At 69.7% G+C, this 13,361-nt stretch carries 5 protein-coding genes; 1 reads left to right on the top strand and 4 read right to left on the bottom strand.

Going from position 1 to position 13,361, the window contains the following annotated elements:
* Positions 1-33: 33 nt before the first annotated feature.
* Genes AB4079_RS12735 through AB4079_RS12720 form a run of 4 tightly spaced genes read right to left on the bottom strand, consistent with a single transcriptional unit; the run spans position 34 to position 10,546 of the window.
* Positions 34-819 carry an energy-coupling factor transporter transmembrane component T gene (locus tag AB4079_RS12735; RefSeq protein ID WP_441787669.1) on the bottom strand — a complete coding sequence of 262 codons (786 nt, stop codon included), beginning with the start codon at positions 817-819 and terminating at the stop codon, positions 34-36.
* Positions 816-2,564 (bottom strand): ABC transporter ATP-binding protein, encoded by a 1,749-nt coding sequence (locus AB4079_RS12730; RefSeq protein ID WP_441787668.1) that lies wholly within the window; start codon positions 2,562-2,564, stop codon positions 816-818. The genes AB4079_RS12735 and AB4079_RS12730 overlap by 4 nt, the downstream gene beginning before the upstream one ends.
* Positions 2,565-2,594: 30 nt before the next feature.
* Complete coding sequence (locus tag AB4079_RS12725; protein WP_441787667.1) at positions 2,595-3,227, bottom strand: hypothetical protein; 633 nt, start codon at positions 3,225-3,227, stop codon at positions 2,595-2,597.
* A gap of 59 nt (positions 3,228-3,286) precedes the next feature.
* A complete protein-coding gene (locus AB4079_RS12720; RefSeq protein ID WP_441787666.1) occupies positions 3,287-10,546 on the bottom strand; it encodes a DUF7927 domain-containing protein in 7,260 nt (2,419 codons plus the stop codon).
* A gap of 231 nt (positions 10,547-10,777) precedes the next feature.
* On the opposite strand from AB4079_RS12720, the gene AB4079_RS12715 reads away from it, so the two are divergent.
* Positions 10,778-13,360 carry a right-handed parallel beta-helix repeat-containing protein gene (locus AB4079_RS12715; protein WP_441787665.1) on the top strand — a complete coding sequence of 861 codons (2,583 nt, stop codon included), beginning with the start codon at positions 10,778-10,780 and terminating at the stop codon, positions 13,358-13,360.
* Position 13,361: the final 1 nt, after the last annotated feature.

The following is a 13,361-nucleotide window of genomic DNA, read 5'->3' as shown; positions in this document are numbered from 1 at the left end:
TCAGAGGGACGATTTCGGGGCTCTCCGCAACGCTCACCGCACGAGGAGGACGCCCAGCGTCAGCATCCAAGCGACGACGACGAAGACCGTGTCCGCCGACCGCCAGCGCATCGGCACGCGCTCGGTGCGCCGCGGATGCGCGCCGAACGCGCGAGACTCCATGGCGAGCGCCACACGGTCGGCATGCCGGATGCTCGAGGCGAGCAGCGGGAGGAGCGGCGCCGCCATCCTGCGAACCGGCGCGAGGGGACCACGCCCCGCCCCCGCACCGCGCACCCGCAGCGCGTGCCTGATGAGCGTGAGTTCGGCCGCGGAACGCGGGACGAACCGGTAGGCGGCCACGGCCGTGTAGGCGAACCGGTAGGGGACGCGCAGCTGCGCCGTCAGGGCCCGCGCGAGCTCCGGCCCGCTCGTCGTGAGTCCGCCGATGAGGGCGAGGCCGAACACCGCGGCCAGCCGCAGCCCACCCGCGAGCCCGACCAGCAGAGCCCCGGCCGTCAGCTGCACAGGTCCGGCGGACACGACCACCGTCGGGTCGGCCGACGGATCCGGGTGCGCCCACAGCGCGAAGCCGGCGGACATGACGAGCACGCCGGCGGGTACCCCGACCAGGAGGACGAGCAGCGTGGACGGCCGCAAGCGGGCACCGACGAGCAGCAGCACGACGCTGCCTGTTAAGAGGAGCAGCGACGTGACCAGATCGCGGGTGAACACCAGTGCGATCCATCCGGGGACGACGGCCGCGACCTTCGCCAGCGGGTTGAGCCGGTTCAGAAACGCCCGCTGCGATGCCGTCGATACACGTGCCGACGCAGTCATCCGCTGCCCGGCAGGTCGGCCAGGCGCGTCAGCCCGTGCAGTGGATGCGGCACGGAGGGCGCGCGGAGCGCGCGCACCAGCGGCGGCTGCCGAAGGGCGTGGGCCTCGAGAAGCTCCCGGTCGGCGAGGATGCGGGCAGTCTCATCCATCGCGACGATCCGGCCGGCGTCCAGGATGGCGACGTGCCGGGCGTACTCACCGACGAGCGCGAGGTCGTGCGTGATCGCGACGACCGTGGTGCCGCTCGCATTGAGCGCCGCGAGCGTGTCGAGGAGGGCGGTCGCCCGCGCACGGTCCTGACCGAACGTCGGCTCGTCCAGCACGAGCAGCGGAGCGCCCTCGATCAGGGCGGTTCCAACCGACAGGCGCCGCTTCTCACCGCCGGAGAGCCGGAAGGGGTGAGAGGCTCGCAGCGGGTCCAGGTCGAGCAGGTCGAGCATCCGCTCCACTCGCGAATCGACCTCGTCGTCGGGCAGCCGCCGTGCCCGGAGGCCGACCGCCAGCTCGTCCACGACGGTGTGCGCGACGAACTGGTGCTCAGGGTTCTGGAATACGAACCCGATCGCCTGACGGAGCGCGCCTCGCGGGGCACGCGTCGGGTCGAGGCCGAGCACATCCACTGTGCCGCGGGGCGCCCGAAGGATGCCGGCGAGCACCTGGGCGAGAGTGCTTTTCCCCGCCCCGTTCGGCCCGACGATGGCGAAGAAGTCTCCGCTCTCGACGTGGAGCGAGAGGTCGTCGAGCACCCGCCGGCCGGCCCGGGTGAGGGTCAGCCGGCTCACCGTGATCGCGGGGCCGCCGCCAGCCTCTTCCGGCTCAGCGGTCGAGCCGCCGCTCGCTTCCCGGAGGCCGTCGACCGCGACGCCGGACAATGCCGCTGTGAGCTCTGCCGCATCGAGGGGCAGCGGGTCGACGGGGATGCCCGCCCGCCGCATCCGGAGCGCCGCCGTCGTCGGAGTGGGCAGCCACACCCCGAGGGCCTCCAACTCCTCCGCTTGAGTGCGCAGCACTTCCCGGGCCGGACCCTGCGCGAACGGGCGTCCCACGCGGTCTAGGACGAGCACGGAGTCTGCGATCTCCAGAGCCAGGTCGAGGTCGTGCTCGACCAGGACGACGGACCGCGGCGACTCTGGCCCGGTCAGGCGGCCGAGCAGGCGGTACACCTCCTCCGCCCCGGCCGGGTCGAGATTCGACGTCGGCTCGTCCAGCACCATCAGCGGCGCCTCGAGCGCCAGGGCGCAGGCGATAGCCAGCCGTTGCTGTCCGCCGCCGGAGAGCAGGTCCGGATCGTCGTCCCGCCGCTCCCAGAGGCCGACGGCCCGCAACGCCGCCTCGGCGCGCCTCTTCACCTCGGCGGCCGGAACCAGGAGGTTCTCGGGCCCGAAGCACACCTCGTCCAGCAGCGTCCGCATGATCAGCTGCGCATCCGGCTGCTGGAACACCATCCCGACATGCAGACTGAGCTCGGCGATGGTGGCGTCCGACGTCGGGATGCCCGCGACCGTCATCGTGCCGCTCACGTCGGCAGGCAGGGCATGCGGAATGAGCCCGTTGAAGGTCATCGCGAAACTCGACTTACCCGACCCGCTCGGCCCGAGCACGAGCAGCACCTCGCCGGGGGCTACCTCCACGTCGACGCCGTCGGGCATCCACGCTGCCGCGCCGTCGTGCCGCACGCGCAGCGAACGCGCCGTCGCGCCCAGCGTCAGGGAGGTGGACGGAGGCTGTGACCGCCGACTGTCCACGTGATCCTCCCCTACTTGGCGGACTCCACGCTACGGCACGCGCTCCGGCGACGCCCGACGCGTCCGGCGCCGTAACCAGACGACGCCTGTGGCGGCGAGCGCGAGGAGTACGACGGAGATTGCGACGCCGACGACGAGAAGGGCCGGCGAGCCGCCGCTGTCAGCAGCCTTGGCGGGCTTCTGCCCGACGGTGTGCGCGGGATCGACGACACCCTGGATCGCATTCGCGTCCGCCGCCCGGACCAGGATCCGCGAACCGTCGTCTGCGGCATACAACGTCGCGAGCGTCGTCACCCGAACCTCGCCCTTGGGGATACGACCGATGTCCGCGGTCACCCGATGGGTCACCGACTTTCCCGCAGGAACGGTCACCTGCCAGACCGCATCGGATTTCTCCACGTGCGCTCCCCCGGCCTCGCTGTACTTCGCCTGCGCGGGCAGCGTGATCACGAGTTTGCCCGTCACCGGAGCCGTCCCGTCGTTGGTGACCGTGGCCGTGTACTTCGACGTCGACCCGGAGGCGGTCGCCGCGACGCCGTCACTGATCGCGATCGAGAGACCGGCCGGCGCGGCCTCCGGAGCGGCGGCCGTTGCGGCCACCGCCGCCGGAGCACCGAGCAGAACGCTCAGCAGCGCGCCACCGGCGAGACCGATCCCGGTCACGCCGGCGACCCACCGACGAACGTGCGCTACGCGGCTGTACATCGTCACCAGCCCTGCCGCTAGCTGTGGCGACGGCGACGGTAGCGGAGCCCGAACACCAGTCCGAGGCCTGAGAGCAGGAGCAGGAGGCCCCATCCGATCGGCTGGAGCACGTCGCTGCCGGTGCCGGCCAGCGGAGTGGGCGCCACCGGCGGGACCGCCTGCGGGTCGACGGTCACGTCGGCGGCGCAGTCCGGGTCGGTGTCTCCGGCCAGGCAGTTCGACACCACTCCGGCCGGGTCGTCGGGCGTGGTGACGACGTTGTGCAGGACCTGGCGCGCCGCATCCGTCGCCAGCAGCCGCACGGTGTACGTCACGTCGACGGTCTGCCCGATGGCCAGGGCTCCGGCCCAGGCGATCGTCGGTGCCGTGTAGGTGGCGCCGTTGCTGGCGTCGCCGCCGTAGGTCGCACCGGCGAGCACATTCGTCAGGTCGTCGGTGAAGGTGGCGGGACGCGCGCTCGTGAAGGGCACCTGGCCGGTGTTCTCGACGGTGATCGTGTACGTCACGACTCCGCCGGGTGCCACCTTGCTCGCCGAGGCCTTCTTGGCGACGTGGTACGACTGCACCGCGACGACGGTCGAACAGGTCGGGTCGGTCGACCCGGACGCACACGGCCCGGTGGGGGTGACCACCGCGTTCTTGAGGAGGTGGTCGCCGGTATCCGGAGTCCTCACGGTCACCGAGTACGTGACCGTGACGGCCCCGCCGACCGGCAGCGCGCCCGCCCACGACAGCGTCGGAGCCGCGTAGACCGCTCCACTGGTCGCGTCCTTGTTGTAGGTGGCGTCGTCGATGACCCCGGTGAGGTCGTCGGTGAACGTGGCGGGTGCCGCTGCCGTGTAGGCCACAGCGCCGGTGTTGGTGACCACGATCGTGTAGCCGACGGTCGAGCCCGACTCGGTCTGGGTGGTGGATGCCGTCTTCACGGCCGTGTACGACCGCACCGGTACGAGCACCGAACAGCTCGGATCAGTGGACCCGGACACACACAGCCCCGACGGGGTGACGACGGCGTTCGCGAGAACGTTGTCGCCGGAGTCCGGGCTGTTCAGCGTCACCGAGTAGGTGATCGTCTGGGTGGCCCCGACAGCGAGCGCGCCCGACCAGGAGAGCACCGGCGCCGAGTAGACGGCCGCGTTGGTCGCGTCGTTGTTGTACGTCGCGTCGTCGAGCACGCTCGTCAGGTCATCCGTGAAGGTGGCCGGGTTCGCCGCCGTGTACGCGACCTCACCCGTGTTCGTCACGGTGATCGTGTACGAGACGACACCGCCCGGCTCCGTCGTGGTCGTGGATGCCGTCTTCACGGTCGAGTACGACTGCACGAGGGTCGTGGTGCCGCACTCGCCGGGCGCGGCACACGATCCACCTGTACCGGTCGGCAGCACGGCGTTCTTCAGCGCGTGATCGCCGGTGTCCGGCTGGTCGACCGTCACCGAGTAGCTGATGCTCGTGGTTCCACCCACCGGCAGCGCACCCGCCCAGGCGATGTTCGGAGCGGAGTAGGTCGCTCCGTTCGTGGCGTCGTTGTTGTAGGCGGCGTCGTCGAGCACGCTCGTGAGGTCATCCGTCACGGACGCCGGCGCGGCAGCCGTGTAGTCGACCGCACCGGTGTTGGTCACCGTCACCGTGTAGGTGACGCGCGAGCCTTCCGTCGTGGTCGCCGTCGAGACGGTCTTCGCCGTCGTGTACGACTTGACCGGAACGGTCACGGCGCAATCCGGATCGGTCGAATCGACCGTGCAGTTGCCGCCGAGCCCGGCCGGCGTGAGCACCGCGTTGTCGAGGATGTGGTCACCGGCATCGGGGTCCTTCACGGTCACCGAGTAGGTGATCGTCTCGGTCCCGCCGACCGGGAGTGCTCCCGACCAGGACAACGTCGGCGCCGAGTAGGTCGCTCCATTCGTCGCATCGTTGTTGTAGGTGGCGTCGTCGAGCACGTTGCCGAGGTCGTCGGTGAAGCTCGCCGGCGTGGCCGCGGTGTAGCCGACCTCACCCGTGTTGGTCACCACGATGGTGTAGGTCACGGTCGCGCCCGGCGTGGTGGTCGTCGACGAGGCCGTCTTCACCACGTGGAAGGACTTGGTCGGGATCTGCACATTGCAGGACGGGTCGGTGGAGCCGGGCGCACAGTTGCCCGTCGCTCCGGTGACGATCGCATTGTTCAGGATGTGGTCGCCGGCGTCCGGCGTGTTCACCGTCACCGAGTAGGTGACGGTGACCGTGTCCCCGACCGCCAGTGCACCCGACCACGACAGCGTCGGAGCTGCGTAGACAGCGCCGCTGGTCGCATCCCCGTTGTACGTCGCGTCATCGAGGACACTGGTCAGGTCGTCGGTGAACACCGCCGGGTCCGCCAGCGTGTACGGCACCTGACCGGTGTTCGTGATGGTGATCGTGTACGGGACGACCTGGCCCGGCGTCACCGTGGTGGCCGTGGTGGTCTTGACCGCGCGGTACGACTGCACGGGCGTGGCCGGCGAACAGGCCGGGTCGGTGGATCCCGCCGGACAGTTACCGACGCCGGGCGGTGTGAATACGGTGTTCTTGAGCACGTGGTCGCCGCGGTCGGGGTTCTTCACCGTCACCGTGTAGGTGATGGTCTGGGTGCCGCCGAGCGCCAGCGGGCCGGCCCAGCTGATGGTCGGCGCTGCGTAGGTCGCACCGTTCGACGCGTCGTTGTTGTAGACCGCGTCGTCGAGGACACCGGTGAGGTTGTCGGTGATGGTCGCCGGCTTGGCCGCGGTGTAGGCGACCTTGCCCGTGTTGGTGATGACGATCGTGTAGGTCACGGTCGAGCCGGGAGTGGTGGACGCAGCCGACGCGGTCTTCGCGACCGTGTAGCTGCCGACCGGGGTGTTGGTCGTGCAGTCGGCTGCCGTCGTACACGTGCCCCCGGAACCGGTCGGGACGACCGCGTTCGTCAGCAGGTGGTCCCCGGCATCCGGAGTGTTCACGGTGACGGAGTACGTGACCGTCCGGGTCGCGCCGATCGCCAGAGCGCCCGCCCAGGAGACGGTCGGTGCCGCATACGTGGCACCGTTGTTCGCGTCCCCGTTGTAGGTCGCGTCGTCCAGGACGCCGGTCAGGCTGTCGGTGAAGGATGCGGGACTCGCGGCGGTGTAGCCGACCTGACCCGTGTTGGTCACCGTGACGGTGTAGATGACCACGCCGCCCGGTGAGGTCTCGGTCGCCGAGGCGGTCTTCGAGACCGTGTACGACGCGATCGGAGTCCGCGTGTCGCACGCACCGGCCGCGGCACAGGTGCCGCCGCTGCCGGTCGGGGTGACCGTGTTCTTCAGCAGGTGGTCACCGCCGTCCGGAGTGTTCACCGTCACGGAATAGGTGACCGTGGTGGTGGCTCCGACCGCCAGCGCTCCCGACCACGAGACGGTCGGCGCGGCGTACGTCGCTCCGTTGCTCGCGTCGTTGTTGTAGACCGCGTCATCGAGGAGCCCGGTGAGCGAGTCGGTGAACGACGCCGGGTGGCCGGCCGTGTAGGCGGACGTTCCCGTGTTCGTGACGGTCACCGTGTATGTCACCGCCTGGCCTTCCGCAGCCTGAGCAACAGAGACGGACTTGGCGACCGTGAACGACTCGATGTTCGTCGTCACCGTGCAGGCGGGATCCGTGCTGCCGGTCGGGCAGTTGCCACCGGTCGGGGTGGTCACCACGTTGGTCATCACCTTGTCGCCGGTGTCCGGGTTCTTCACCTTCACCGAGTACGTGATCGTGATCGTCTGCCCCGGCATGATCGTCGCGGCGGACCATTGCAAGGTCGCCCCCGAGACGGACGCGGTTCCGGCCGTCGAGGTGACGTCGCCGTTGTAAGCGGCGTCATCCAGCACCTTCGCCAGGTCGTCCGTCAGGGACGGGTTCAGCGACGGTGCCGAGCTGCCCGCCGGCTCCGACACGGTGATCGTGTAGGTGACGGTTCCGCCGGGCGCGACCGCGGTGCCCGCTGCCGGGCTGGAGGTCTTCACCACGCGGTACGGGTCCGGTACGACGATGCCGGCCGGGTCGTTGGGCGTCAGGGTCGGTCCGTCCGGCGGCGTGACGGACGCCGAGGCGGTGTTCACCGTAGTCCCGACGGCCGCGGTCGCCGAGCAGGTGTTGGAGGCGGACGCTCCGGCAGCCAGGCTCGCGACGGTGAAGTCGCAGCCGGGGACGAGCGAATCCGTGACCGGGATGTTGGTGAGCGCGCCCGTGCCCTTGTTGGTCACGGTGATCTTGTACGGCACCGTGTCGCCGACCGCGTACTGCTGGTAGTCGGCGGTGCTGTTCGCGTCATGCCAGTCTGCGGCGTTCGCGGGGTTGCCGCCCTTGGCCAGCACGTACTTCTTGAGGTCGAGGGCGTAGCAGTCGCCGATGGTCGTCGTGGCCGACGACAGCATCGGAAGCGCCGTGTGGCCGGCGATCGAGTTCGCCGAGTTCACGAGGAGCTGCCCCGGCTTGTTGTCGGTCGACGCCGGCGCCGCGCAGTCCGTTCCGGCGGGTGTGGTGAACGCGATCCGGATGTTCTGGGTCGCGCCGGGCGCGAGCGCCGGGCCGATGACGCGCACGGCGGTCGGCTTCGCCGGCTTCACCGTCGTCCAGCCGACCGTGTTGCCCGTGATGCTGCCCGGCGTTCCACCGTTGGAGGCGGCGCGCGGATCGTTGTTCAACGACGTGAGCGGCGCCGTGGAGTAGTACACCGTCGATCCGGCGGGAGCGGTCACTGCGGTGACCGTGTAGGCGCCGTCGATGGTCGTGCCGCGCCCGTCCGCCTTGTTCGGGAGGATGTCGATGGTGTCCGTGTACGGGTTGCTGACCGGGTCCTGCGAGTTGACGGCCAGGTCCCACGCCGAGGAGTCGCCGTAGAAGGAGAGCGTGTTCGCCTCGACCGACTTGCCGAGAGTCGTCGCGCCCCGGTTCGGCACGGTCACGGTTGCTGCCGCCTGCCGTGCAGCGACCGGACGGTTGTCGCCAGGAACATCGACCTGCGCGGTGTTCGTCAGGACGGTCCCCGGTGCGACTGATCCGTTCGCCGGGATCTGGGCTTGGTACGTGATCGGCTGCGCGGTGTTCGCCGGCACGTTCGTGAAGGTGTAGGTCAGCACCTGCTGACCGGAACCATTCGTCGTCACCACGGGTGTTGGTGTGCTCGAACCGGCGACGTACGCCATGCCGGTCGGCAGCGTGTCGGTGACCGTGAAGGTCTGGTTCGGCGGACCCTGCACCGCGAGGTCGGCTTCCGCCGTGAGGTTGTAGGTGACCGGAACGCCGGGCTGCGCCGTCGTACTCGGAGTCGTCTTGGTGATGGCACCGGTCGGCCCCTGGATGCGCATCGCATCCCGGATCCCGTTGGTGTTCGGGCCATAGGTGCTGCCCGGGATGACCGCGACCACGCTGTTGTTGGTGCTGATGTTGGTGTAGTTATTCAGGTTCGGAAAGCCCGGGAATGTCGTGGCAGTGTTGTACGGCGCGTTGAACGCCCCGACCACCCATGACTCAGCACCGATCGGAGCCGTCGGCGGAACGTAACCCCAGACCCGCAGGAAGTGATGGAACTGCTTGTCAACGGCCGGGTTCCAGGTCATCTTCACGGCGGTGACACCAGCCGGAAGGTTTACGAGGCACTTGTCGTCCGAATACGCGGGCGAGATCGACGCTGTCTGCGTGGCACAGACTGCTGGCAGCGGTGCCGAAATCCACGGGCTTCCCGCGACACCGACGGGCTCACCACAGGTCTCGGTCTTCGTGTTCAGGGCATCCGTGCGGTACCAGAGATGCCCTGTCGTCATGTTGGAATACGACGCGCCGTCGGCCGCGAGCAGGTCTGCATATCGCGGGGTGAAGGCGGCGGGGTTCTGGATCATGACGCAGGACCCGGCCAGGTCCGCGCCTCCGGCACCGCTGTAGGTGGACCAGGTTACGCTGTCGGCCTGGCCGAGGAGCGGCTGATCCGCGAGCGTGTACGGTCCGGGGTTGGTCGAAGATCCTGCGGCCGGCCAGGGGAAGGTCTTGGTCTGTGCCGCCCCGGGTGCGGCCCACAGGTTCGCGTCCCACGGGGAACGGCCGGCGGCGGGGCTGCCCTGCCAAGACATGGAGAACACACCGGGAAGCACGAGGGACGTGCCCGAAACATCGTTGGAGGAGTTGGTCTCCGCCTGCGTGACGCCGTCAGTGAAAGTGAACGGGGTCGGGGTCGCGCCGAACGTCACGCCCGTAGTGGCCGTGATCGGCGTGGTGTAGCTGAAGTTGAGCTTCCCGGACGCGATGAAGGTGCTCGCCGCCGGGATCGCGTTGCCGAGGCTGTCCGTCGTCGGCACGTGCTGCAGGCTGTAATCGAGGCCGCTCAGCGTGACCGTGTAGTGGGTGCCGCTGCCACTGATCGTGCAGGCCGGGGTGTTGGTGCGGTTGGCGATGCTGGGGTCCGAATATGGGATCCCGGTGGCCTGGGCCGTATTGTCGACCGGCGCGCATCCTTCCCACTGAAGTCCGGGTAGCTGGCCGGCAACAGACACGGCGATGTCCACCGTGAACGAGTACGTCGCCGGCCCCGGAATGCTCCCGGTCGTCATTGCGACCCCGTAGTCGACCACAACGGACGGACGGTTTCCGCCGCTGCGGCTCGGGATGGTCGACTGCTGGTAGTTCTGATTCGGCGCGCTGAGCACCAGGTCCATGCCGTGTGTTCCGGTGATCGGAAGCGGCGGGGTCGCGACCGGGCCCGCGGCGGCGACCGCGGAGTCGGAGGTCACCGTGCCGGAGACGGAGAGGTTCGCGCCGACGGCTCCGGTCGCTCTGACGGGCGCCTGGATGACGGCGGCCGTCCCCTCGGTGATCGTCCCGAGGTTGCAGACCAGGGTCGAGCCGTTCGCCGAGATCGACGAGGCCGGCGTGACGCCGGTGGTCTTACAGACCGCCGGGATGCTGCTGAAGACGCCGTTACTCGCCGTGAGCGTGACGCGCACGTTGTCGACCGGGAGGTTGGCCTGCGGGTTCGTCGCATCGTTCGTGCTGACGTGCCACTCCGAGGTGACTGCCGACCCGTACGGCGCGGTCGTCGGGTTTCCCACCCAGTTCGTCGTGATTTCGTGCGTAGCGGTCGTCGCTGCGTCGGCGGCTCCGGCCAGGCTGAAGACGGAGATACCGCCGACGGCGATCGCGATGAGCCCGGACAGGACGCGGAAGCCCCGTGTCGGCGAGCCTGCGTGCCAGAACAGCGACCGGATCCCTCGCGGGGACGGAACGGTCTGTGCGCCCTCTTCGGCGCTAAGGGTGGTGCGTCGCGCCACAGCAATTCCTTCCCCAACAGGTATCGCCGGACGCACACGCATTCGGTCACGTCACAGCTAACCGACAAATCAAGGGGTTGGTCCACCAAGACGCGCAGGTTTCACCCCGGGTTCACCCTGGCCATCGGGGGAAGGATCACTAGAGTCAGACCCGGCGGTCTACTCCTGAGAAAGTGTCAGAGAACCGGGCGTCGCGTCTGCGCATCATCCGAACACAGCCGTTGGAGCCCCGTGAGAAGGAACGTTTTCGTACCGCCCGTCACCTCGTCGTCGAGGAGCCGCGCTGCGCGCACTGCCGTCGGCCTGCTGGTCGCTTCGGCTCTCGCTCTCGGACTCGCCCTGGTGCCGGCTGCGCCGAGTCTGGCGGCCACTTTCACCGTGACCAACACCGCCGACAGCGGGGCCGGGTCGCTGCGGCAGGCCATAACGGACGCGACCAGCACGGCCGGGACGCACACGATCACCTTCGCCATCCCGGGAACCGGCCCGTTCTTGATCGCCCCGCTGACGGCCCTCCCCGTGCTGGGCGGCGTCACCTCCTCGGTGACGCTGGACGGGTGCACACAGCCCGGCGCGGTCTGCGGACCCGGCCTGACGCCGTCCCCGCTCGTCCAGATCAAGGGCTTCGGTCTTTTGGTTCCGAAGACGCCGAATCCCGTCGCGGTCCGGGGCTTGTCCATCACCGGGGCGTCGAGGGGTCTCGTCGGCGCGCGCACCGCCTTCAACGGCGCGTTCCACTTCCCGGACGGACTGACGGTCGAGGACAATCTGTTCGGCGTCACACCGGGCGGCGCGATCGACCCGGACGGCACCGGCATACTCTGCCGCAATTCCCTCTCGACCGAAGCCGGCGAGTCCGATCTCACCATCCGCCGCAACGTCTTCGGCGGCAGCACTGCGGCCGCCGTCAACTGCGCCAACAACTACCCCTTCGGTGTAGCGGGGCTCTACAGCGGACTCGTCATCTCCGACAACCGATTCGGCGTGGATGCAGCGGGTGCAGTCGCCGGACCGAATGCGACAGCCATCGCCGTGGGGGCCACCTCGGGCGCGCAGATCACCGGCAACCTGGTGGCCAACAGCACGGGCTCCGGGATGACGGTCCAGGGCTCGAACAGCGGGCTGCTCATCCAGGGGAACCAGCTCCGCGATAACGCCACCGACGGCATCGCCCTGAGCGGCGGCGCGGGCAACAGCTCCTTCGTCGGCCCGGTCACCATCGCGGGCAACGCCATCACCGGCAACGGCCGGCACGGTGTCTCGACCGTCGGCACGGTCGACGTGACCGTCGGCGGCGCCTCGGCGGGCGACGCCAACACCATCACGGGCAACGGCGGCGACGGCGTGGCCGTCGGGCTAGGGGCCGCCGACAGCAGCGCCCGCGTGACTGTTCGCGGCAACGCGATCGACGGAAACGGTGGCCTGGGCATCGACCTCGCCAACGACGGTGTGACCGCCAATGGCACTGCCGGCGCCGTGCGGACGGGCCCGAACGCCCTCGTCAACTACCCGGTGCTCGAGCGTGTCGAGCGCGGCTCCACGCACGTGACCGGCACCTACGCCGGCGCCCCCAACGCCACCTACACGCTTGACTTCTCCCTGACCGGCACCCGCGACGCCAGTGGTTACGGCGAAGGCGCCGCACCGCTCGGCTCGTCCCAGGTGACGACAGACGCCACGGGTGTCGCGACCTTCGACGTCACCTTCCCCACCGCGATCGCCCCGCAGGCGGTCGTGACCGCGACGGCGACGGACGCGGCCGGTGACACGTCGGAGTTCAGCGCAGCGCTCTCGGTCGGCCCGACCGCGACCGACAACCGGCTCCCCACGACCATCGACCAGGCGGTGACCATTCAGCCCGCGGCCGACGACACCCCCGGCGACGCTCCGATCGACGCGGCGTCTGTGCGGCTCATCGACCCGGTGACCGGTGCGCTGACGACCTCCGTCGCGCTGCCGGAGGGCGAGGCGGCGGTCGCCGCAGACGGCTCCGTGACCTTCACCCCGGCCACCGGCCTCGCAGGAGCCGCCGCCCAAGTGCAGTACTCGGTGGCCGACGCTACCGGGGCGCGTTCGGCGCCCGCGACCCTGGCGCTCATCGTGGGCCCCGTGGCGGCGGACGCGAACGCCACGACCACCTACCGCGACCCCGTCGACGTCGACCTCTCCTCCGGCGACATCGCACCCGGCTCCGGCTTCGCCGTGAGTGCGGCGCCCGCGCACGGCAGCGTCACCCCGGTGGGCGGCGTCCTGCGCTACACCCCGGACGCCGGGTTCGCCGGCGACGACAGTTTCGAGTATCAGGTCTGCGCTCCCGCGCCCGATGAGACACTGTGCGATAGCGGTTCGGTGCACGTGACGGTCGCCGCGCCGGCACTCACGGCAGCTGCGCAGAGCTTCACCGGCACACCCGCCGGCGGCACGGTCGGCAACGTCATCGGCGCCGGTACGGTCGGCGGCCAGCCGACCACCGCAGCCGACGTGCTCGCGTCCGCAGTGAACGCCCCGTCCGGCATCAGCATCGCGCCGGGCGGCGACGTCACGGTCGTCGCGGGCGCGGCGGCTGGACACTATGCGTTCGAATACCGCCTCTGCCTCGTGAACAACCCCGACACGTGCACGACCGCAGCAGTCGCCGTGGACATCAACGCAGTCGGTCCCGCCGCCGCTACGCCTGGCGGCGGCTCAGGCGCTCTCGCGCTGACCGGCTCCGACCTTCTCCCACCGCTGATCGGGGGCCTCATCGTGCTCCTCCTCGGCGCGGCGCTCATCGTGGTCCGACGCCGCCGTCGTCCAATTCGCAAGGGCGAGTAAA

The sequence above is a fragment of the Leifsonia sp. 2MCAF36 genome (assembly GCF_052115525.1).
Classification (GTDB): Bacteria; Actinomycetota; Actinomycetes; order Actinomycetales; family Microbacteriaceae; genus Leifsonia.
The sequence above is the reverse complement of the archived record's forward strand: the minus strand, read 5'-3'. Positions and strand labels throughout refer to the sequence as shown.

Bases quoted from the DNA above. Each gene is read 5' to 3' on its own strand.
- AB4079_RS12735 (WP_441787669.1), bottom strand. From the start codon at position 819: ATGACTGCGTCGGCACGTGTATCGACGGCATCGCAGCGGGCGTTTCTG.